We start from the raw sequence: 21,489 nt of genomic DNA, 5'->3' as shown, positions 1-21,489 counted from the left end.
CTCGTGCGCAGTCTTTTGAAAAAATAAATAATTAATTTGAGGTGAAATATTTATGTCTTGCTTAATTCGAGTTCTGAATTTATCAAACGAGTCTATGGCGACGCTGAAAATGGCGCCACTCCTCCCACTCCCCAAACCATCACCCGTAAATGCCGCATCGGTAAATTACCTGCAGAATTACATGGCGCAGAAGATGGCAAACGCGGTACCTGGTACATCAACTGGGAAGCTTATGAAAAGCAAACTGGCGATGAGTTAGTAAATAAAGTACTGCAAGGTTAAAAATGTCACGTTCTAGAAATGCAGGCAACAAAGACTTGCCTGCGAATCTCTATAGGGATAATGGTAAATCGTGGCGATATCGCCATCCTGAAACTGGTAAATTTCATTCTATGGGGAGTAACAAGGCTATTGCAGTTCAAGCTGCACGTAAACTTAACTCACTCCTGATTCAGGAAGAAGATTATGTTTCTAGCGTAACTGGCAAAGCAGTCTCATTTAAAGATTTTTGCGAACAGTTCCTTGAGGAAAAGAGACGTAAAGATGGCCGCCCTATATCGGACAACACAAAGAAGAATTATCAAATTCAGCTGAACCGAATTTTCAAAGTTTGGGGTAATAAGTCTTTAGACTCCATTACTTTAAAAATGGTAAATGATCAATTAGATGAGCTGACACCCTCAAACCGTAAGGCGCTTAGAAGCTTGCTTTGTAATATTTTTGATGTAGCAATGAGCAAAGGGATCTGCCCTGATAACCCTGCCCGTATTACTTTGACAAAGCATGTTCAGAGACAACGTAAGCGCCATACAATTGCGGGACTACAACAGATTAGGGCTCATTCCCCATTATGGCTCCAGAACGCAATTGACCTATCTCTTTTAACCACTCAAAGACGCACTGATATTGTGGCTCTACGTTGGACTGATATTTATGATGGATATATTCATATTGCACAACAGAAAACCACTACTGATTCATTCGATGAATTTGAGGTGATGGAAGGTGCTGGATATGTTCGAATTAAAATTGATGCAGAACTGCAAAAGGTTTTAGATCGATGCAAATCAGCTAAAGTTGTTACTCCGTTTGTAATTTATCAAATCCCTAAGCGTAAAACTAAGAATGCGAATAAAGAGCACTGGACTCAAATTCTTCCTCAGTATTTATCCGAGGAGTTCTTGAAGATCGTTAAACTTGCTAAGGCATATCCTGATTTGAAAGGCAGGCAAATTCCGACTTTTCATGAAATACGATCACTGGCTATTTTCTTACATAAAAAAGCAGGTCGAAGTGCTCAAGCTTTGGCTGGCCATAGCTCAGTAAAAATGACCGAACATTACGAGGCTGGACATGAAATTGTTTGGAATGATGTTGATGTTGGAATTGCCCTGCCATTTGCCTAAATGACATAAATACGCTTCACAAATGGGATTTCTAAGTTATTGTTTTCTATGGTTTCTATAAGTCCCATTTTTACGTTAAAAAGCGCTAATTTTTACTATAATAATCCATATAAATCAATATCTTAATTTAATTTATCGCCATTACATTTTGATAGTTAGGATAGTAAAAATCCATCTTCCAACGAGTTTGTGGCGGTGGAAAACTGCCGAGCATCAGCAGCTTAGCAGTCGCAGGTAAAAAAGGTTGCAATGGATGAGTTTCTATTTCTATATCAGTCATTTATACCAAGAGCCAAATTTTAAATTAAGTGAAAAAACTTTTGAACTTATTATAGTAAATTACATTGTTTATGAATAATCAACTGCTTAGCAACACTTTCTCTTTTATCATAATTATTTTCGCTCAAGTCATTCACTAATTGATTGGTTTTATTTTCTATCTCATTTTGTTGTTTACCAAGCAAAAAACCAGCATATACATCATTGTTGATCTTATAGTGTTTATTCAAATCCATTAAAAATTGATCAACTTTTTTATCTTTTTTTAATTCTTTAATTGTAAATTTAGAAATTTCAAATCCGTGAGCCATAGCTATTACACCTAACCTTTTTGAATTATTATCATTTTTTGCAATATTGTTTAATTCTGAACAACTAAAAGCTAATTTTATTAATTCTGATTTCATAAAAAACTCATCTTTAGTCAATTCTTCTTTACCATAAGTCGACTGAGCCATAAATAGAATTAATATCATTAAATTTTTGAATTTTGCATTCATCTAATTTGTCCTAAAAAACACGATAATTTTTAAGGAAATGTAACATTTTTAAAGTTTAGATGATATGGATTAAGTGTTTATACCTAGATAATTTTTCCACAGATAACTTTTACTCCTGTTGGGTAGATATTCTGTAATTTAGAGCGGTCAGTGACCAGTTCCGTATAAAATTGATTACTTATAATATTTAAAGTGGATGGAATATTTTTACTCCTAGGCCAACTAAAAAATTTTCTTCTGCTTTTTTTTGAAATATACACCGATACAACCTAAGTCACATCCATTGAATTCCACAGCAACTTATTGAATATATTGATTAATGTAAAACCTATCTAGGCTCTATTGTTCAAATCAATATTGCTAATCTCACCTTTATTTATCAAGTATTTTTAAATTGGGTGAATTAACCTTAAAAAATCTTTCTTTACTAACGAACTTGCCTCATAGTTTTTATTTATTCCAAATAAAACAGCAATCTCTAAAACTGGCATTTTATTAAATTAGGGACTTACAACATCTGCTTTCTTAAGCATTAAATTGTAATTGAGTCAATCCACCTAAATAGAAAATGAATACCAATAATATTTCTGTTCAGACATTTGTTATTCTCAAGTTTAATTATTGAGCTAACTTTATAGCATAAAAAGTAAAGAGGCTTACTCAAAATTCATCACTTTTTTCATATAACATCCAAAAAATTAAAGAGTTTCAAAAAACAAGTTATTAATATTTAATAAATTTATTGGTTCTTTTCACCCAGTATAGAAAACATCAATGGTAATTTTTTGCCAAAATGCTCAATCCTGTATTTTTCATTCTCTTTCGTCATATTGGCAAAACAGTTATAGAATGAGTAATCATATTCTATGAATTCCAGAACATTTATTCCATGATTGATTAAACTTGTAAATATTTCACTCAGGCTATGATTCCAAGTGATTGCTTGATAGTTTATTTCTGCTGATTTATCTGCATAAGAGCCAGTAGATGTTTCATTTATAGGGTCATTTTTGAAGTAGCTATATGTTATATTTTTAATCTCATCATCAAACATCCATATGAATGGATGAAATTCAACAATCAAAAATTTGCCCCCAATTTTTAAAAAATTGGATATCACGTTAGCCCATAAATCTAAATTTTCTAACCATCCTATAACACCGTAGCTCGTAAAAACGTAATCATACTTTTTGTCTAAAATATTGGGTAGTTCATAAATATCGGAGCAAATAAAGTCTACATTTAAACCTAGTTCATCGTTGAACTCTTTTGCTTTTTTTATGGCTTCTTCTGAAAAATCTATAGCTGTAACATTAGCTCCAAGTTGAGCCAAAGACATAGAATCTTGTCCGAAATGACATTGCAAGTGTAGTATGGATTTGCCTGAAATGCCCCCTAAAATACCTAGTTCTATTGGATTTAGCGTATTTCTTCCTTTTAGAAAGGAAATATTGTCATAAAACTCGCTGTTGATATGTGCATTGGTTTTTAGGTTCCAAGCATTCTTATTAATACTGATATATTCACTCATCTTTTATCCTTTTAGGAACTTAAAAATTAGTTTTAATTATAAAGAGAAAGCTCTTTAGGGCCTTCTTTTACATCTAACCTAAGCATTAAATTGTGATTGAGTCATTTCACCTAAATAGCAAATCGAGATCGCAAATAAATTCTCTGGCTGAGTCGTGGGATCATTCTTTTGGATCCACTCGGCACCAATAACGCTTAATTCATTTAATTTAGATTTGGAAACTGGGGGCAAGAATGTTTCTAGCGGCAGCTGAATACTGAAATTCCTTGTATTGCCGTTATTGCTCTTATCATTAAACGTATAAGCAATTAAGTACCAATGATATTTCTGTTCAGACATTTGTTATTCTCAAGTTTAATTATTGAGCTATTTTTATAACATAAAAAGTAAAGATGCTTACTCAAAATCCATCATTTTTTTCATATAAATAAAGGACTCACAACAAATTGAGATGATCTTTGATACATCAAAAGATCATCTCAAACCCCATCAGCCTAAGCTTTCAGTAAGCCACTGTCCTTTAAAATCGGTAAAACATGATCTCTGAAATATGGAAATTCTTGATTGTAGTTGAGAAAAGACAAGGTGCTACCTGAAAAACCTGTTTCATGTAACAGTATCAAGCCTTCTGCCACTTGTTCAGGCGTCCCAACCAACGGAAAACCACCATGACCTACGGCAATACGTTGGCGTAATTGTTCACGTAAATCAGCTGGAAAAGATTTGCAAAACGAAAATAAGGTATTCATCAATTGCTCTATGGCACCGTGATCTGCATTATTTAATTGTCGATCCCACTCAGCTTTGGCTTCTTCTTCAGTAGCACGGCAAATCACATGGGCAAAGGTCAAGACTTTAATTTTGCGACCTAATGTTTCGGCTTCATCTTTAAGTTCTTTAATTTCTGTCATTGAACGCGCTAGATCGGCAGCAGGCGTAAATAAAAAATCTGAATTTTTAATGGCGAACTCACGGCCTTCTTTTGAACCAGCGGCATTAAAAATGGGTGGAAAAACTTGAGGAGCTGGTTTTCCATAAGTGCCTTGCGTTTGAAAAAAATTACCGTCCCAGTTGAATGGCTCAGTGCTTTGCCATGTTTTTTTAATTAATTCATACCATTCTTGTGCATAACCGTATCGTGTCTCATGATCATCAGGCAATTGTAAACCCATCGCGTCGTATTCAGGCTTATTCCACCCTGCGACGATGTTTAGGCCGACACGATTATCACTGACTTGGGCCATGGTTGCGATTTGTTTTGCGACCACAATTGGATGATTCAGTACCGTATGCAATGTCGCAAAAATCTGAATATTTTTCGTTTTTGCCAATAATGCTGATGTCCATGTCACGGTCTCTAATACCGTTCCATGAAAATCCTTTTTGCCACCATGACCAATAAAACGTGCCGCGGATAACATGAAATCAATTCCTGCATCATCGGCCATTTGTGCCAATTCCAAGTTTTGGCTCCAACTCGCATCCCAACCATCATCTAGAGTCGAAGGTGTTAAACCTCCAGAACAATTAGAGGCAAAAATGCCTAATTTAAAGTGATCAGATAAGTTGAAGTTGTGTTGATGCATGATTTTTCCTTTTTAATATAAATCGTTAAAATGTGGAATGGAAAAGCCTACTTCTCGAAAAAAGCCTGTCTTTATCGTAATAAGCACTTAGTTTCTATCTTATAAAATCAATCTTACTGTACTTAAATTTTTATAAATTATGTGAAATATAACTCAGTTTAACAAAATAAATATCAAATGAATAAGCTATTTTAGGTGAGAAGCACCCATCTCATTCAGAATATAATTGAGATTATGTGATTGACAAATATCCAGAAATTCATCTATAAATTACTATAAATTTCATATATCTATAAAATCTAGGAATAAGCACAATGGAACATCAGAATGATCTTCATCCTTTGGTTGCTCCATTAGCAGCGCTTAACTACCTACATGAAGCACATCAATACATCGATAAGAACCTAACAGTGATGCAAGTTTATAATTTAATGACAGGACATCCACCCTTTTGGTTACGTATTGCATTTAAAATCAGAGATTTTTTAAGTTTAAGGTTAGGAGGTGTCCAACCGATCAGCGGCTTTGATTCGGTTAAACCCGAAAATGTTCAGATCAATGAAAAGTTGGATTTTTTTGATGTGGTGAAAATTACGGACAAGGAATTATATTTACAATCTACAGATAAACATCTCAGCGTATTGGTCGCATTACAGCTTCAGGAACATAATGAACAGGAGAATGAGTTGACAGTCACAACCAGTGTGATTACTTACAATCTTTTTGGAAAGATTTATATGCTTCCGGTCTCCTTGGTACATGATCTAATCGTCAAAAATTCATTAAAAAATTTAAATCAATCGTGTTAAGTGGCGATCACTGAAAGCGCTTCTTGCGATTTTCTTTCAGTGGCCAGATTTATATCACCTTATATCTTCATACTTACACCAAGCTGAAAACCACGCCCTGGCAATGGTGCAATATATTTCAATGGGGAATTATGCGGTCTCGCCTCCTCATTCAGTAAATTTGAACCGTTTAGGAACACGTCAATATCAGAGTTCTTTAATTTTAGATGCTTGCTAATCTGCATATCGACCATATTGAAGGCTGGCAATGGCTCTTCCTCCGAAACATTCTTGCCTAGGTATTTCGGTTTATCATAATAAATACTTGAGAGACGTGCCGCCCAATCCCCTTTACTCCACTCTACGCTTGCACCGTAGCGACTGGTTGGCATGTTTGGTAAATAATTGCCATCATTAAACAAGCTCGTTCGATTCGGATTTAAATTTTTATTTTTCACAAAATCAGCAAACACGCCTAGGGTAAAAAGCCCCAAATGCTGTGTATTAATTTTTTGTTTTAGATCAACTTCAAAACCTGTGATTTCAGTATCTGTTTGAGTCCAGTATTTGAGTGGTAAGCGGTTCGCCGTTTGCATGCCAGAATGAGTGAGATAGAGATAGTTTTCAAATTTCATCTTATACACGGTAGCCTCAAGATTAAAATCTTGATAATTGAATAAAGCGGTCAGCTCTGTATTTTTAGATTTTTCAGGCGCTAACTTTTGATTTCCTTGCTCATTAACCATGATCGAATAGTGATTACCACTGGCATAAAGTTCATTCAGCTCAGGCGCACGCTCCGATACTGAATATCTAAGCTTCATGCCTAGATAGTCATTCATTCTGAGATATGAACCAAAACTATAGCTTTCTAAATCGAAATTAGTATCTTGCAACTTAGAATTCGGCGAGTTGCGAGAGACTTTAAAATCACTGTCTTTGATCGAGTGATCAATACGTTCTTGGCGATAACCTGCATCGAAAGAAAGCCAATCTAGATCAATTTTCTCTTGAACAAAAATGGCGTGTGTCTTGGTATTTACATTGGGTAAATAGCGTAGTTTCCCCTGTCCTTCAACAGTTCGATTACTCTGACTCAGCCCAAGTAGACCATTTAAATACGGCAAAGGTTGATGTCTGAATAGTATTTCAGCTTGTTTGGTATCAAAGCGGTAATCATTTGCTAACTGTGTCCCGAGATATTCACCTGAACGATTGATCACTTGATTCGCTTTGAAGTCGATTCCCTTCAAAAATGGTGTATCAAAATTATATTGACTATCCAATGTATATTTTCGTTGATCCGTCTTTATTCCTACAGGTAGACCATCATCATAAGAAGATTGAAACGACTTATTTTCTAAAGAAAAGCCTGGTACACCGTATGCATTTTTCTGGGAATCTGCACTCAAGCCAATATAGCCATTTTGCAGAAAGTAAGTACTTCCGATCGCATAATGCTGATTTTCCAAATAGCTATTGCCTAGCTTTCGATTGTAATTTGGTGTCACATCGTTATTAATTCTGTTTTCTTTAAACTTGGGTGTATCAGCAATATATTCAGGATTTTCTGGGTTGATATATGTCTTACCACTCCAAACAGATGACGGCTTATCGGTATAGAATGAAAATTTCCCATCTGCCCAATCTGGATTTTCAGTCATAAATTGGTCAATATATTTTTGCGATGCGGTGTTATAGATCTGCTGTATGCGCGTATCTTTTTGACAAGCATCTGCCAACGCTGAATTCACACCACCTGTTGCAGGAAATACTGCGCTATTACATTGCTCAGCCTTGCTGTCACCTGGAATTTTATAAGAAGAAATGTCTTGTTTAGAAAATAAAAAATTGGTTGAAAAGTTGCTTTGATTATTTAAATTCAGCTTAAAACCATGTGCATCTGTATTATTCCAACCTTTTCGCACAGCCAACTCTAAATTATGATCTTTCTTGGGAATTTCTTTGCTAATCAGACCATTCTCTACATTTACACTACCACCGATGGCATTTCCGCCGTATCGCACACTATCCGATGACTTATTTACCTGAATAGATTGATTAAATAATGGATCAAATGGAATGGCAATATTACCACTGATAGCATTCATGCCATAAATCGATAGTCCATCCTCAAGAATTTGTACACGATTGCCACTTAAGCTGCGGATAACTGGTGCTCCTGCATTGGGACCAAAAGCACTACTCTGTACACCTGACACCTGCTTGAGTGCATCCCCTAAAGTTTGATTTTGTGTATTTCGATTCTCTACAACAATATTGTTCCCGATTGAAAGATCTGTTTCTGCTTTTAAACTGATTTTTGGCAAAATGACAGAACTGTCCTGCTCATCTGCAGATGCTTGCTGATGAATGAATAGAATGGCTATTGCCAAGGCTTTATAACGCACATTGAACTCCTTATTTTCAATTGTTATGTTATAACATAGCAATTGGGTATTCAAACAAAACCTAAGCTTCATTTTTTATTCTTAATGTGCGTGAAAAAGACATCGCTCAAATCCTTTTGAGCAATTAAGTATTCTATGATTGATTAAAGTAATTCAGAGGCAACTTTAAGTAGCGGATTCCATTAGACTCAGATTCTGGGAATCGGCCTGCATCCATATTGATTTGAATTGCCGGTAGAATAAGCTTAGGCATCGACAAAGTCGCATCACGTGCTTGACGCATTTGTACAAACTCATGCTTCAGTGTTTTTGCATTTAAGTGAATATTGCTTTGCTTCTGTGCTCGAATATCTGTTTCATAACTATATGTATCACGACCTTCTGGTTTATAGTCGTGACATAAAAAGACACGTGTAAGTTCTGGCAATTGATACAGTTTTTGCACAGAATCAAATAAGATATTTGCACTGCCTTTTGGGAAATCACAACGCGCCGTTCCATAATCGGGCATAAATAAGGTATCACCGATAAAAACAGCATCACCGATCACATAACTTAAACACGCAGGTGTATGTCCTGGTGTCGGTATATTATATGCCGCTAAGTTTCCGATACTAAAGTGTTCATGGTCTTTGAACAGATAATCAAACACTTGATGCGTATTAAAATATTTCATATCAATATGATAAATTGCACTAAATGTTTCCTGAACAATGGCAATTTTCTCACTCATGGCAATCTTGCCGCCAAGCTTAGATTTCAGATATTGCGACGCCGTTAAATGATCGGCATGAACATGGGTTTCCAATATCCATTCAACGGTAAGGGCTTGAGATTCAATATAAGCAATGATCTCATCTGCGTGCTGTGTAGATGTTGATGCCGAGGCAGCATCATAATCCAAAACACTATCAATAATTGCACAATGTTTTGTTTCAGCATCATGTACAACATAACTAAAGGTATTACTTTGCTCATCAAAAAAGGCTTTGACTGTTGGATGTTGCACTGCATTTCTCCTACTGTTTGGCCCAAAGACGATGGATCAACATGCCGAGCAGCATTGCTCCAATAAAATACCAAATTTCAAAATAACCCAGTCCGATTAGGGTAATTGCGGGTGCTGGGCAAATGCCTGCAATTCCCCAACCCATACCAAATAATATCGCACCTGTAATCAACTTCTTATCAATTTGATTATTGTTTGGTAAAGCAATCGCCTCACCTGATAATGTTTTGGGATTGCGCAAGGCTTTCTGAAATGGGATAAATGCAACTGCAATTGCACCAATCATCACAAACATCAAACTAATATCCCATGTGCCAAAAATGTCTAGAAAACTTAATACCTTCTCAGGATTTGACATTCCAGAAACCAAGAGCCCTAGTGCAAATAGACTACCAAAGATCAAAGCAAACAAATTCTTCATTACGCTGCTCCCAGAATATGACGCACCACATACACTGTCACAAAACCAGCGATCATAAATGTAATTGTGGCAACCATTGAACGTGGCGATAAACGGCTAATCCCACAGATTCCATGTCCACTGGTGCAACCTGAACCTAAACGTGTTCCAAAACCCACCAACAGTCCAGCAATGATCAAAGTGAGCGGAGATGACTGCATGATAATTTCAGGTTTTACAAAAATTTGATAAATAAATGGCGCGATGACTAGGCCAGATAAGAACCAAAAAGCTGAACTTTTAAAAAAGGTTTTTGGCTGTAATAATTGGGCAATCAAACCACTCAAACCCGCGACACGCCCATTGACGTATAAATAACCAACAGCCGCTAATCCAATTAACGCGCCACCAATTAAAGCTAGAATAATACTTGTCATCATCCTCTCACTCATCAATATATGTTTTTATAATATATTATTATAAATATTAACTAAAGAACAAATTGATCTATAACTAAAAAAGGCTTAACTACCTTTGGTAATTAAGCCTTCTAAAAATCAAAACTGCACTTAGCGCACTAGATCTTCAATACCGATCAGTTTTGGTAATTTATCAATTACCTTATTCAACTCAGCATTTGCCGGAGAAATACATCCTGTGTAATGGCTAAGCTTTGTTACAGTACCATCAGGCTTTTTCCATGAGAAATAAGCACTTGGCTGGTCAGTTGCGGTTTCTTCACAGCCAGTTGTCTTTACATTTGCACCCGTCGCAGGACGATAAGTCTTTAGCTCTTGCTGTAATTTCTTATAAACAGAAGGATCAACAGTTAAATCCTGAGTACCTGTTACTTTGGTATATTGTTTACCATCGAAATGAACAGCACCTTCAGGGGTAATCTCAACAGAATAGATTGGGCATGCACCAAAACATGGACTAGATGAATAGCGGATAGTTTCTTGCGCCGTATCCTGAGCTTGTTGAGGTGTTGTTGCACAGCCAACTAAAGAAAAAGTAAAAAGGCCCGCAATGAATAATTTTTTCATTTGTTGATCCGTTATAAAGTATGTTATTCAAATTTAACAAATCGTAGAAATTTTGTCATTTAGATTGATGTAAAAAAAATGGAAAAATCACTTAAATCTACTTAGGCTATTTTGAGTTAAATAAAAAATAAGGCCTACTCTGAGGCGAATTAAGCGAGGTTTTGAGATTGTAGAATTAAACGAGCAAGCTCTAAATCATCTGTATAGGTAATCTTGATATTATCTGAACGTCCCTGCACCACGTGTACAGGCTCATTCATATATTCCAAAGCACTTGCTTCATCAGTGATCACGATGTGATTGGCTAAAGCTTGTTCAATCGCATTTTTAAGAACGCCGAGTTTCGCCATTTGTGGCGTTTGTGCTTGCCACAATAACTCACGGCTCACGGTTTTCTCAATCTGATTTTGCTGAGCCACCTGTTTTAGCGTATCACGCACAGGAATCGCTAAAATTGCACTTTGATTTGAATGCTGTGCTGATTCGACTAACTTTGTTAGGCAATTTACAGTTACGCATGGCCGTGCAGCGTCATGGACCAACACCCAATCATCTTCATGAGCAATGTCAGATAAATAGATCAAGGCGTTTAAAACAGAATGTACTCGCTCTGTACCACCAATGCAAAAATGTAGTTTATCTTTGTGCTGAAAAGAGAGAGTTTTGGCGAAATTATCTTGTGCACCAATGGCGAGTACACAACCTGCCAAATCTAAGGAATTCAGTCGATTAACCGTATGTTCAAGTACAGTATGATCTTGAATATACTGATATTGTTTTAATTCAGTTTTTGAAAAACGACTGCCCGAACCTGCTGCTGGTACAACCGCCCATAGCTTAGTCTGGGTTTTCATTGGTTGCAGTGTCTTCTTTTGCGTTTGGATCGATATAAATTGGTTTGTAATGGGTACTAATGGTACTCATTTGTACGAAGGTTTCATTCGGCTTGACCAAACCTAAATCTAAACGTGCATGTTCTTCAATGGCTTCACTGCCACTTTTTAAATCAAAAACCTCTGCAGCTAAAATACGATTTCGCTCTTTAAGCTCAGTATTAATTTCTGCTTGCTGCGTAATTTGTTGAGTTAAAGCTTGGTGAGGAAAATACCCTCCCTCACCTAGCCAAAATTGATACTGCAGGCTTGCCACCAGAGCGATGACAAGCACTAGGATCAATTTACTCGAGGTCGATCGAAACATCTCTATCATGAAAAATTCCCTACATCCTTCTTACAAGGAAGATCATCTGTAAATTCTATAGGATTATGAATTTGCAGAGTTTCTGTCTTTTGTAAAGAAAGATGATCAGAAGTATTCAACATAGATAAATTGACCTTAGTTTAGACCTTTGAATTCAGCTTTACCGCGGTAAGCTGCGTTCGTTAATTCTTCAATACGAAGCAATTGGTTATATTTCGCTACACGGTCAGAACGGCATAGTGAACCAGTCTTGATTTGACCAGCTGCTGTACCCACTGCCAAGTCAGCAATTGTTGAATCTTCAGTCTCACCTGAACGGTGTGAGATTACAGTGCTATAACCATTTGCTTTTGCAAGGTAGATTGCATCGAGAGTTTCAGTCAATGTACCAATCTGGTTATATTTGATCAGAATAGAGTTACCTACTTTCTCATTAATACCGCGTTGTAAAATCTTAGGATTAGTTACGAATAAATCGTCGCCAACCAATTGGATTTTGTCACCAAGGATTGATGTTAAGTAGCTCCAACCTTCCCAGTCAGATTCATCTAAACCATCTTCAATCGAAATGATTGGGTATTGGTTTACAAGACCCGCTAAATAGTCAGAGAACTGGTTGCTTGTGAATGCTTTATTACCTTCACCAGCAAGGATGTACTGACCATTTTTGTAGAATTCTGAAGAAGCACAGTCAAGTGCCAACATAATATCAGAACCAGCTTTGTAACCAGTTTGACCAATCGCTTCAAGGATAACAGTGATTGCTTCTTCGTTTGAACGCAAGTTTGGCGCAAAACCACCTTCATCACCCACAGCAGTATTTAAACCTTTTTTGTTTAAAACTGATTTTAGTGAATGGAAGATTTCAGCACCTGCACGTAATGCTTCAGCAAAAGAAGTGAAGCCTACAGGCTCAATCATGAACTCTTGAATATCAACATTATTGTCTGCATGCGAACCACCATTGATGATGTTCATCATTGGTACTGGCATCGTCAAAGTCGTTTGACCACGAAGATCTGCGATATATTGGAAAAGAGGAATTTTCTTTTCATCTGCAGCAGCGCGAGCAGCAGCCAATGAAACAGCTAAAGTTGCGTTAGCACCTAATTTTTCTTTGTTTTCAGTACCATCAAGTTCGATCATCGTATTATCGATGTCTTTTTGTTCAAATACTGATTTGCCCACTAAAGCGTCACGGATAATGGTATTTACGTTATTAACCGCAGTTTTAACGCCTTTACCCAAATAACGTGCTTTATCGCCATCACGAAGTTCTAAAGCTTCACGAGAACCAGTTGAAGCACCAGATGGTGCACATGCACGACCAACAACCCCAGATTCTAAAATAACGTCTGCTTCGATGGTTGGGTTACCACGAGAGTCCAAAATTTCACGTGCACGGATGTCAACGATTTGGCTCATGAACAATTCCTCTGTTGAATGAAAAACAAGATGCAAGTTATTGCATCAGTGGGTGTCTAACTTTTTGAATCCTTTAACTAAAGTATCCAATTCTTTTAATTGCGCCAAGAATGGCTCAAGCTGAGATAAACGCAATGCACATGGTCCATCACATTTTGCGATTTCTGGCTCAGGATGTGCTTCCAAGAATAAACCAGCCAATCCTGTTGCCATACCTGCACGCGCTAAAGTGGTGATTTGGGCACGACGACCGCCAGCAGAATCAGCACGTCCGCCTGGTGTTTGCAATGCATGGGTGACATCAAAGAATACAGGCACATTCATTTCTTTCATGGTATCGAAGCCAAGCATATCAACAACCAAGTTGTTATAACCAAATGCTGAACCACGTTCACAAAGAATGAGTTTGTCATTTCCAGCTTCCAAACACTTATGCAAGATATGACGCATTTCATGTGGTGCTAAGAATTGTGCTTTTTTGATATTGATAATGGCTTGAGTTTTGGCCATTGCTTCAACGAGATCAGTCTGACGACTTAAAAAGGCAGGAAGTTGAATAATATCGGCAACTTCAGCAACAGGCGCTGCTTGGTAAGGCTCATGAACGTCAGTGATAATGGGCACATTAAAATGCTTTTTAATGTCAGCAAGCCATTCAATCCCTTTTTCCAAACCTGGTCCACGGTAAGAGTTCAGACTTGAACGGTTTGCTTTATCAAAGCTCGCCTTAAATACATAAGGAATATCTAAGCGCTTGCAAATATCAACATAAGTTTCAGCAATTTCAAATGCTAAATCTTTTGACTCTAATACGTTCATTCCGCCAAATAATACAAATGGCAAATGATTTGCCATTTGTATATCGCCTAAACGTACAACTTCTTGTGGTTTTAATTGTGACATTTAAACTTTCCCAGTTTATTTAAAACTCAGTACTTACTTTTGGTGCTGATTTTTAGCAGCCCCGATAAAACTAGCAAATAATGGGTGTCCATCACGTGGTGAACTTGTAAATTCTGGGTGGAATTGTACAGCAATAAACCAAGGATGTTCAGGGATTTCTACAGTTTCAACTAAATGTTGTACTGATGAATAACCTGAAATCTTCATACCAGCTTCTTCAAGTGCTGGAATAAAACGATCGTTCATTTCATAACGATGGCGATGGCGCTCTGTAATTTCAGCTTTACCATAAACTTCACGCGTCTTTGTACCTTCAACGAGCTCAGATTTTTGCGCACCTAAACGCATTGTGCCACCCAAATCAGACTCTAAACTACGCTGTTGTAACTCACCACGCTCATCCAACCATTCAGTAATTAAACCAATCAATGGATATTTCGTTGAACGGTTAAACTCTGTTGAACTCGCTTCAGGCATTGCAGCAACGTTACGCGCATATTCAATTACCGCCAACTGCATGCCTAAACAAATACCAAGGAATGGAATCTTGTTTTCACGTGCATATTGAATGGCTTTCATTTTGCCTTCAGTACCGCGCTCACCAAAACCACCTGGAACTAAGATCGCATCAGCAGTACTTAAAACGCTAATATCTTGCTGTTCAAGCTCTTCAGCATTGACATAATCAATCTGAACTTTGACACGGTTCTGGATACCTGCATGTAAAAGTGCTTCATTCACAGATTTATAAGCATCTGGAAGTTCTACATATTTACCCACCATTGCAACACGAACTGTGTATTCAGGGTTTAGTAATGCTTCAACAACATTGTCCCAATCTTCAAGATTTGCTTCTGGAAGATCATTAAAGCCAAAACGCTCACAGATCAAGTCATCAACGTTTTGCTCGTAGAACGTACGCGGAATTTGATAAATCGTCTTCGCATCTTTACATACTACAACGGCACGCGCTTCCACATTCGTGAACAATGCAATTTTACGTTTAGTATCAACATCAACATCATATTCAGTACGGCAGATCAAGATATCTGGCTGAATACCAATTGAAAGAAGTTCTTTCACTGAGTGTTGAGTTGGCTTGGTTTTTAACTCAGCCGCAGATTTGATATATGGCAACAAGGTTAAATGCATGAGCATGGTACGTTTATGACCTAGCTCTACCATCAATTGACGTACTGATTCCATGAATGGAAGTGATTCGATATCACCAACCGTACCGCCAATTTCAACGATTGCAACGTCGTATCCTTCACCTGCGCGAAGTACTCGTTCTTTAATGTTGTCTGTAATATGTGGAATAACTTGAACCGTACCACCTAAGTAGTCACCACGACGTTCTTTATTTAAAACGTCTTGATATACGCGACCACTGGTAAAGTTATTCAGTTTGGTCATTTTCGCACGACGTAAGAAACGTTCGTAATATCCCAAATCTAAGTCAGTTTCAGCACCATCCTCTGTGACGAAAACTTCACCGTGCTGAAATGGGCTCATGGTACCTGGATCGACATTAATGTATGGATCCATTTTTACCATAGTGACTTTTAAGCCACGAGCTTCCAAAAGTGCAGCAACAGAAGCAGCAGAAATACCTTTACCTAGTGATGAAACCACACCACCAGTGACAAAAATAAAATGGGTCATTGAGTTTCTCGTACAATCGAGCCGAAATCGGCCTACAATGTTGGGCAATTTTACTGTACTCTGCCCCTATAAAGCAAAGTCAAACCGCATCAATTCAAAGAACTATAAACAACTGGCTATTCTATCAGCATTTTCGATAAAAATTTAAGGGATTTGTGGACTTTTCATCCATAAATTACGTTTAAGAGGTAAAATTCACTTAAAGCGATATCTAAAATCTTGCATTCTTCACTTTTAAATTCTTTGCTATTCGTCTGTTTAATTGCAAGCATTTATAAAATATCAACAAACTCTACAAAGCGTAGTGATTTCTTCACATAGATTTACTGTTATAATTGCGACTGTCCTTTTTTAATATGTTGTTTTAGCAATGGCGAATAAAAAACTTTTAATTTGTGCAGCACTTGCGACTGGTCTTTTATTAACTGCTTGTGTGAAAAAAGAAGAACCAAAAAACGAAGAGCAGCAAGAGCAGACAGCAACTGAGACTCAAAGCCAGCCTGAGCCTGAAAAAATCCAAGAGTTCGAGTCTTTAGAAAGTGTTGATAAACATGAAGCTCCAGCGCCTGTTGTAGAAACAACGCGTGAAGAAACACCAAATACGACTACAGAGATTCGTCGTGAGACCCATCCAGCTCAAACAGAAACACCTGCGGCAACTGAAGCTCCACGCGCAGAAGAGCAAAAACCTGTAAAAGCTGAACAGAAACCAGCAAAGACTGAACAACCTAAAGCAGAACAACCTGTGAAAGCTGCAAAACCATCAGCACCTGCTCAAAGTGAAGATGATGCTGTCGCTGCTGCAATCGCTGCCGCAACACCAGCTTTAAATAACTAATTCATTTGTGAATAGTAAAAAGCCAGTTGCTTTCAACTGGCTTTTTTATGTCTATAGATTAGTAATTTTTAAAAAAGTCTGCCATCAAACGGGAGGCCCAAGACTTCACTGTTAAACTTTCATAAAAACCACAATGACTTCCCTTTTTAGTCGTCACAACTGCAATGTTGTCCATTTGCTGGATCTGATCTTTATAGGGTTCCAAGTTTTTAATTGAGCAAACAGGGTCATCTTCTGCATTGAGAATCATCAATGGAATTTTGACATTTTCGAACACATAGATTGGATTAATTGCTTGGCAATAACTCTGATAATCCTGAAATCCTGCCATTTCAAAATATTCTTTTTCAAACTCTTCCAAGCTTGTGGTCGTTAGCACTTTTTCTACAGATGCAATTTGATTCCATGTATTCTGATAAGGATAAATGAAGTATTTAAATAACTTCTTGGTCATCATTTTGCTATAAAAAGGATGCACATTTTTAAAACCGATTTCAGTGTTATAACCGGGACACATTGCAAAAGCAGCTTTGAATGGCGTATCTACCCCTTGCTCGCCTAAATAGCGGACCAAGAGCCCAGTACCTGCGGAAGAGCCAACTGCATATAGATCGGATTGTGGAAACAGGTTTTGAATATGTACAAGTTGTTCTTTCAGATCACTGGTTGAACCAAACAGTGAAATACGAGGCACTGGCATTGGCAGTCCTGCATGGCCACGGCGCAAACACAGTGCAATTCGCCAACCATTATATTCATGCAAATCTTTGACCAGTTCACGCATACTTTCAGGTGTTCCTGTAATAGTATGCATGATCACAACGGTTGGCGTTTCTGCTGGCAAGTCATATCCATACCATGCAACGGCGGTAATCCCTCCATCCTGCATGATCAAACGATCAACACGGTCATATTCAAGTTTAATGGTTTTCTTACGAATCACATCAAAATACAATAAATGTAGATGTGTATTACTCAGCCAAGGCGTAGGACGATATTTTTGCTTTAACTGCGGTAATTTTTCCAAAACATCTTTAATTTTCCCTTTCGGGTCATAGTACATTTTGGGTTGCTCAGCACCGAGCACTGAATCAAGAAGCTCTGCACCTAACACTTTGATTTTATCTAAAGCAGATATACCCATATTCAATAACCGCCTCTATCTAAGCATGAGTAAATGTTTGTCGCACCAAAGTTGCGACCTGTTGTCCCCAGATGGCATAGATTTCTTTGCTTGGATGAAAACCATCGCTTGCCATCGGCAAATCCATTGCTTGAAAAGCTTCAATATCATATTGAATAAATCGAAATTGAAATTGTGGTGCCAACCATTGTTGTAATGCTTGATTCATTTGTTCTGCATATTTTCCAAACAGCCAAGCCAAAGGATTAGGCAAAGCTGGAAAATGCTGCATTGGTGGCACACCCGATACAATAATGAGTTTAGGTTGAAATTGACGCTGTATATAAGTGAATAGCTGTTTTTGTTGTTTAAGCCAAGATTTTGCAGAGATCAGTTTAGTCACATCATTCACACCAATTGAAGTGATAACAACATCATAGCACTGCTGATCTAACTGTTGTACTGCTTGAAAAACCTGTTGAGTGTTATCACCTGTTTTAGCATGCAATTTCCATTGCAACTGATATTCACTCTGTAACTCAGCAATAATCGCCCCAGATAAAGCCTGTTGTTGGGTTTCAACACCAACACCCGCCGCAGCCGAATCGCCAAGAATAAGTAAAGAAAGTGGCTGACCCTGACCCACGATACCGTGGCGGTCACCACTTGCTTCAGAAAGACGTGGTGTATTGTTACGAACTTTCATACCCTGTATGACAAATACAGGCAGTAATACAAAAGTTGAAAGCTTTAACCACATTTTAATTCTCTTAATATTACTTAGGCTATTTTGTAGACATTAATTCGGTTGATACTTGGCAAAGCGTGCACCCATTTTTTCTGCCAATGCGGCCAAACCACTCATCGGGCGAATCATCACTTCAAAATCAATGATTTTGCCTTGTTCATTAAAGCGAACCATATCAATGCCTTTAAGTGATTTTCCGCTGACATTGGCGCTAAATTCCAACACCACATTTTCACCATCTTCAGTGTAAAATTCACGATGATAGGTAAAGTTTTCAAACACCTGAATCACATTGGTCAAAATAAAGAAAACCACGTGTTTTCCTTCATAAGGGTTATAAGCAACTGGTGAACGAAACACCACATCGTCTGCCAACAAATCATTTAAGTTGGATAGGTCACCTGTTTTAATCATCTGATGCCAGTTTTCTAAAGCTTGTTTTGTTGTTTCCAATGTCATTGTTATTCTCCCTTGAGATTTAATGGATAAGTTGGGAGCACGCCCTCAATAGAAAATGCCCCCTAGCATGTTTACAATGTTGCTGCTAACTCAGCACCTTGGCGAATTGCTCGTTTAGCATCCAACTCACCTGCTTCTTTGGCGCCACCAATCAAGTGAACACTTTTACCGTCCGCTTTAAGTTGATCAAACATTGCGGTATACGACTCTTGACCTGCACAAATCACCACGTTATCAACCTCAAGTACGCGACTTTGACCATCAACGGTAATATGCAAACCTTGATCATCTACCTTGTCGTAGCTTGCGCCAGCAATCATTTTTACATCACGATGTTTTAAGCCTGTACGATGAATCCAGCCTGTGGTTTTACCCAGACCTGCACCAACTGACGCGCTCTTACGTTGCAATAAGTAAATCTCACGTTCAGACTTTTCTAACTCAGCTGGTTTTAAGCCACCTACATGCTCATAAGCCGTATCAATCCCCCATTCTGCATAGAATTTTTCAGGATTTAAGCTGCCACTATCACCTTCATGGGTTAAATACTCTGCCGTATCAAAGCCAATACCACCCGCACCAATAATGGCAACACGCTTGCCTACAGGTACACGCTCTTTCAACACTTGGATATAGCTCAATACTTTTGGGTGATCGATCCCTTCAAATTGCAATTGACGCGGCGTCACGCCTGTTGCAACCACGATATCATCATAGTCTGCTTGGCTAAGTTCTTCATAAGTCGCTGTGTGGTTCAGTACCAGCTCAATATTTGGCTGTAGTTCAATTTGACGCTTGAAGTAGCGCAAAGTTTCGTAGAATTCTTCTTTGCCTGGAATGGTCTTGGCAATATTGAATTGACCACCGATTTGATTACTCGCATCAAAGACTTTAACTTTATGACCACGACTTGCTGCATATACTGCAAAGCTCAAGCCTGCTGGACCTGCACCAATCACCGCAATATTTTTAACAGCATTGGCTTCTTTAAAGATAAGCTCAGTTTCGTAACAAGCACGTGGATTGACTAAACAGGTCGCAATTTTCATTGAAAAAATATGGTCTAAACAAGCTTGGTTACAACCAATACAAGTATTGATTTCATCGCTACGACCTTCACTGGCTTTTAATACAAACTCAGGATCGGCCAGCATTGGGCGTGCCATAGACACCATATCTGCATGACCAGAAGCCAATACATGCTCTGCCATTTCAGGGGTATTAATACGGTTCGAGGTAATTAATGGGATTGAAACTTGACCTTTCAGTTTTTCAGTCACCCATGTAAATGCAGCGCGCGGTACTTTAGTTGCAATGGTTGGAATACGTGCTTCATGCCAACCAATCCCTGTATTGATAATGGTTGCGCCAGCTTTTTCAATTGCTTTCGCCAGTTGGATGACTTCTTCTAAGCTTGAACCACCTTCAACCAAATCCAGCATCGATAAGCGATAAATAATAATAAAGTTTTCGCCGACTAAATCACGGGTACGCTTTACAATTTCAATCGGGAAACGGATACGATTTTCATAGCTACCACCCCATTCATCATCACGATGATTGGTACGTGCCGCAATAAACTCATTAATTAAATAACCTTCCGAGCCCATGATTTCGACACCATCATAGCCCGCATATTGTGCCAGCTTGGCGCAGTTAGCAAAGTCATCAATGGTTTGCTGTACTTCAGCTGAACTTAATGCTTTAGGTTTAATTGGATTAATCGGTGCCTGAATCGCAGAAGGTGCAACGATCTCAGGCTGATAAGAATAGCGTCCTGTATGCAAAATCTGCATCGCGATTTTACCACCCGCATCATGTACCGCTTGGGTGATCACTTTATGTTTTTCTGCTTCTGCGATGCTATCTAGCTTAGATGCATGTGCAAAGGTAAGACCTGCATCGTTTGGAGCAATACCACCTGTGACGATTAATCCAACATCACCTTTGGCACGTTCTGCATAGAATGCAGCCATACGTTCATAACCTTGATGCGCCTCTTCTAAGCCAACATGCATAGACCCCATCAAGACACGGTTTTTTAAGGTGGTAAAGCCTAAATCAAGTGGCTTTAATAAATGTGGATAAGCTGACATGGTTTCTCCTTTGGCTCGCACTCTGCTAGCTAATGCAACTTGTTGCATAAAGTTATAAACAAGATTTGATTTTTAT

21 protein-coding genes and 2 pseudogenes are annotated in these 21,489 nt (G+C 38.0%); 4 read left to right on the top strand and 19 right to left on the bottom strand.

Annotation, left to right across the window (positions count from 1 at the left end):
* Window positions 1-52: 52 nt before the first annotated feature.
* Together A7P54_RS05445 and A7P54_RS05440 are read left to right on the top strand one after the other, a co-directional pair.
* Window positions 53-282: pseudogene (locus A7P54_RS05445) on the top strand (hypothetical protein).
* A gap of 2 nt (window positions 283-284) precedes the next feature.
* Window positions 285-1,406: a phage integrase Arm DNA-binding domain-containing protein gene (locus A7P54_RS05440; protein ID WP_171548882.1), complete on the top strand. Its 1,122-nt coding sequence runs from the start codon at window positions 285-287 to the stop codon at window positions 1,404-1,406.
* Between the two features lie 139 nt (window positions 1,407-1,545).
* Here A7P54_RS05440 and A7P54_RS05435 read toward each other — a convergent pair.
* From A7P54_RS05435 to A7P54_RS05415, 5 genes and pseudogenes are all read right to left on the bottom strand, one after another.
* Window positions 1,546-1,686, bottom strand: a pseudogene (locus tag A7P54_RS05435) (G:T/U mismatch-specific uracil/thymine DNA-glycosylase); the annotation flags it as partial.
* Window positions 1,687-1,735: 49 nt separating this feature from the next.
* On the bottom strand, window positions 1,736-2,185 hold the full coding sequence (locus A7P54_RS05430) for a hypothetical protein (protein WP_171548881.1): 450 nt from the start codon (window positions 2,183-2,185) through the stop codon (window positions 1,736-1,738).
* A gap of 739 nt (window positions 2,186-2,924) precedes the next feature.
* Window positions 2,925-3,716, bottom strand: a complete 792-nt coding sequence (locus A7P54_RS05425) for a class I SAM-dependent methyltransferase (protein ID WP_171548880.1) — start codon at window positions 3,714-3,716, stop codon at window positions 2,925-2,927.
* Between the two features lie 78 nt (window positions 3,717-3,794).
* Complete coding sequence (locus A7P54_RS05420) at window positions 3,795-4,055, bottom strand: hypothetical protein (protein ID WP_171548879.1); 261 nt, start codon at window positions 4,053-4,055, stop codon at window positions 3,795-3,797.
* A gap of 155 nt (window positions 4,056-4,210) precedes the next feature.
* Entirely contained in the window at window positions 4,211-5,302 is a 1,092-nt protein-coding gene (locus A7P54_RS05415; protein ID WP_171548878.1) for an LLM class flavin-dependent oxidoreductase, read from the bottom strand.
* 314 nt (window positions 5,303-5,616) lie between these two features.
* On the opposite strand from A7P54_RS05415, the gene A7P54_RS05410 reads away from it, so the two are divergent.
* A complete protein-coding gene (locus A7P54_RS05410) occupies window positions 5,617-6,111 on the top strand; it encodes a DUF2867 domain-containing protein (protein ID WP_171548877.1) in 495 nt (164 codons plus the stop codon).
* A gap of 59 nt (window positions 6,112-6,170) precedes the next feature.
* Here the strand turns inward: A7P54_RS05410 and A7P54_RS05405 are convergent, their stop codons facing one another.
* The 10 genes from A7P54_RS05405 to A7P54_RS05360 all read right to left on the bottom strand — a co-directional run bounded on the left by A7P54_RS05405 (window position 6,171) and on the right by A7P54_RS05360 (window position 16,149).
* Window positions 6,171-8,501, bottom strand: coding sequence for a TonB-dependent receptor (locus A7P54_RS05405; RefSeq protein WP_171548876.1), 2,331 nt, complete (start codon window positions 8,499-8,501; stop codon window positions 6,171-6,173).
* A gap of 133 nt (window positions 8,502-8,634) precedes the next feature.
* Window positions 8,635-9,510, bottom strand: a complete 876-nt coding sequence (locus A7P54_RS05400; RefSeq protein ID WP_171548875.1) for an MBL fold metallo-hydrolase — start codon at window positions 9,508-9,510, stop codon at window positions 8,635-8,637.
* Between the two features lie 10 nt (window positions 9,511-9,520).
* Entirely contained in the window at window positions 9,521-9,931 is a 411-nt protein-coding gene (locus tag A7P54_RS05395; protein WP_005313588.1) for a DUF6691 family protein, read from the bottom strand.
* The gene (locus tag A7P54_RS05390) at window positions 9,931-10,347 is read right to left on the bottom strand and encodes a YeeE/YedE thiosulfate transporter family protein (RefSeq protein WP_171549203.1); all 417 of its coding nucleotides are present in this window, start codon (window positions 10,345-10,347) and stop codon (window positions 9,931-9,933) included. Before A7P54_RS05390 ends, A7P54_RS05395 begins: the two co-directional genes overlap by 1 nt.
* A 132-nt stretch (window positions 10,348-10,479) precedes the next feature.
* Complete coding sequence (locus tag A7P54_RS05385) at window positions 10,480-10,956, bottom strand: DUF6438 domain-containing protein (protein ID WP_171548874.1); 477 nt, start codon at window positions 10,954-10,956, stop codon at window positions 10,480-10,482.
* 149 nt (window positions 10,957-11,105) lie between these two features.
* Window positions 11,106-11,810 carry a 2-C-methyl-D-erythritol 4-phosphate cytidylyltransferase gene (gene ispD / locus A7P54_RS05380; protein WP_171548873.1) on the bottom strand — a complete coding sequence of 235 codons (705 nt, stop codon included), beginning with the start codon at window positions 11,808-11,810 and terminating at the stop codon, window positions 11,106-11,108.
* Window positions 11,794-12,165, bottom strand: a complete 372-nt coding sequence (gene ftsB, locus A7P54_RS05375) for a cell division protein FtsB (RefSeq protein WP_004806821.1) — start codon at window positions 12,163-12,165, stop codon at window positions 11,794-11,796. The genes ispD and ftsB overlap by 17 nt, the downstream gene beginning before the upstream one ends.
* A 126-nt stretch (window positions 12,166-12,291) precedes the next feature.
* Window positions 12,292-13,581: a phosphopyruvate hydratase gene (gene eno, locus A7P54_RS05370; protein ID WP_005212572.1), complete on the bottom strand. Its 1,290-nt coding sequence runs from the start codon at window positions 13,579-13,581 to the stop codon at window positions 12,292-12,294.
* Between the two features lie 45 nt (window positions 13,582-13,626).
* A complete protein-coding gene (gene kdsA / locus A7P54_RS05365; RefSeq protein WP_005153309.1) occupies window positions 13,627-14,484 on the bottom strand; it encodes a 3-deoxy-8-phosphooctulonate synthase in 858 nt (285 codons plus the stop codon).
* Between the two features lie 33 nt (window positions 14,485-14,517).
* Window positions 14,518-16,149 carry a CTP synthase gene (locus A7P54_RS05360; RefSeq protein ID WP_005212573.1) on the bottom strand — a complete coding sequence of 544 codons (1,632 nt, stop codon included), beginning with the start codon at window positions 16,147-16,149 and terminating at the stop codon, window positions 14,518-14,520.
* 370 nt (window positions 16,150-16,519) lie between these two features.
* Here A7P54_RS05360 and A7P54_RS05355 point away from each other — a divergent pair, with 370 nt between their 5' ends.
* Window positions 16,520-16,987 carry an internalin gene (locus tag A7P54_RS05355; RefSeq protein ID WP_167246880.1) on the top strand — a complete coding sequence of 156 codons (468 nt, stop codon included), beginning with the start codon at window positions 16,520-16,522 and terminating at the stop codon, window positions 16,985-16,987.
* Between the two features lie 58 nt (window positions 16,988-17,045).
* Here A7P54_RS05355 and A7P54_RS05350 read toward each other — a convergent pair whose 3' ends face one another.
* From A7P54_RS05350 to A7P54_RS05335, 4 genes are all read right to left on the bottom strand, one after another.
* Window positions 17,046-18,131, bottom strand: coding sequence for an alpha/beta fold hydrolase (locus tag A7P54_RS05350; RefSeq protein WP_171548872.1), 1,086 nt, complete (start codon window positions 18,129-18,131; stop codon window positions 17,046-17,048).
* A 19-nt stretch (window positions 18,132-18,150) separates the two neighbouring features.
* Window positions 18,151-18,870, bottom strand: a complete 720-nt coding sequence (locus A7P54_RS05345; protein ID WP_171548871.1) for an SGNH/GDSL hydrolase family protein — start codon at window positions 18,868-18,870, stop codon at window positions 18,151-18,153.
* A gap of 39 nt (window positions 18,871-18,909) precedes the next feature.
* Window positions 18,910-19,317 (bottom strand): nuclear transport factor 2 family protein, encoded by a 408-nt coding sequence (locus A7P54_RS05340; RefSeq protein WP_004653729.1) that lies wholly within the window; start codon window positions 19,315-19,317, stop codon window positions 18,910-18,912.
* Between the two features lie 71 nt (window positions 19,318-19,388).
* Complete coding sequence (locus A7P54_RS05335) at window positions 19,389-21,413, bottom strand: NADPH-dependent 2,4-dienoyl-CoA reductase (protein WP_216077032.1); 2,025 nt, start codon at window positions 21,411-21,413, stop codon at window positions 19,389-19,391.
* Window positions 21,414-21,489 lie beyond the last annotated feature (76 nt).

It is taken from the genome of Acinetobacter sp. Ac_3412, from assembly GCF_013072675.1.
GTDB classification, from domain to species: Bacteria; Pseudomonadota; Gammaproteobacteria; order Pseudomonadales; family Moraxellaceae; genus Acinetobacter; species Acinetobacter higginsii.
This window is presented reverse-complemented; position numbering and strand designations above follow the sequence as displayed.

Excerpts from the sequence above, each read along its gene's own strand:
- kdsA (WP_005153309.1), bottom strand. The coding sequence starts at position 14,484 with ATGTCACAATTAAAACCACAAGAAGTTGTACGTTTAGGCGATATACAA.
- A7P54_RS05390 (WP_171549203.1), bottom strand. The coding sequence starts at position 10,347 with ATGACAAGTATTATTCTAGCTTTAATTGGTGGCGCGTTAATTGGATTA.
- A7P54_RS05345 (WP_171548871.1), bottom strand. The coding sequence starts at position 18,870 with ATGTGGTTAAAGCTTTCAACTTTTGTATTACTGCCTGTATTTGTCATA.
- A7P54_RS05415 (WP_171548878.1), bottom strand. The coding sequence starts at position 5,302 with ATGCATCAACACAACTTCAACTTATCTGATCACTTTAAATTAGGCATT.
- A7P54_RS05425 (WP_171548880.1), bottom strand. The coding sequence starts at position 3,716 with ATGAGTGAATATATCAGTATTAATAAGAATGCTTGGAACCTAAAAACC.
- A7P54_RS05360 (WP_005212573.1), bottom strand. The coding sequence starts at position 16,149 with ATGACCCATTTTATTTTTGTCACTGGTGGTGTGGTTTCATCACTAGGT.
- A7P54_RS05430 (WP_171548881.1), bottom strand. The coding sequence starts at position 2,185 with ATGAATGCAAAATTCAAAAATTTAATGATATTAATTCTATTTATGGCT.
- A7P54_RS05355 (WP_167246880.1), top strand. The coding sequence starts at position 16,520 with ATGGCGAATAAAAAACTTTTAATTTGTGCAGCACTTGCGACTGGTCTT.
- A7P54_RS05395 (WP_005313588.1), bottom strand. The coding sequence starts at position 9,931 with ATGAAGAATTTGTTTGCTTTGATCTTTGGTAGTCTATTTGCACTAGGG.
- ftsB (WP_004806821.1), bottom strand. The coding sequence starts at position 12,165 with ATGATAGAGATGTTTCGATCGACCTCGAGTAAATTGATCCTAGTGCTT.
- A7P54_RS05410 (WP_171548877.1), top strand. The coding sequence starts at position 5,617 with ATGGAACATCAGAATGATCTTCATCCTTTGGTTGCTCCATTAGCAGCG.
- eno (WP_005212572.1), bottom strand. The coding sequence starts at position 13,581 with ATGAGCCAAATCGTTGACATCCGTGCACGTGAAATTTTGGACTCTCGT.
- A7P54_RS05350 (WP_171548872.1), bottom strand. The coding sequence starts at position 18,131 with ATGGGTATATCTGCTTTAGATAAAATCAAAGTGTTAGGTGCAGAGCTT.
- A7P54_RS05340 (WP_004653729.1), bottom strand. The coding sequence starts at position 19,317 with ATGACATTGGAAACAACAAAACAAGCTTTAGAAAACTGGCATCAGATG.
- A7P54_RS05385 (WP_171548874.1), bottom strand. The coding sequence starts at position 10,956 with ATGAAAAAATTATTCATTGCGGGCCTTTTTACTTTTTCTTTAGTTGGC.
- A7P54_RS05440 (WP_171548882.1), top strand. The coding sequence starts at position 285 with ATGTCACGTTCTAGAAATGCAGGCAACAAAGACTTGCCTGCGAATCTC.
- ispD (WP_171548873.1), bottom strand. The coding sequence starts at position 11,810 with ATGAAAACCCAGACTAAGCTATGGGCGGTTGTACCAGCAGCAGGTTCG.
- A7P54_RS05335 (WP_216077032.1), bottom strand. The coding sequence starts at position 21,413 with ATGTCAGCTTATCCACATTTATTAAAGCCACTTGATTTAGGCTTTACC.
- A7P54_RS05420 (WP_171548879.1), bottom strand. The coding sequence starts at position 4,055 with ATGTCTGAACAGAAATATCATTGGTACTTAATTGCTTATACGTTTAAT.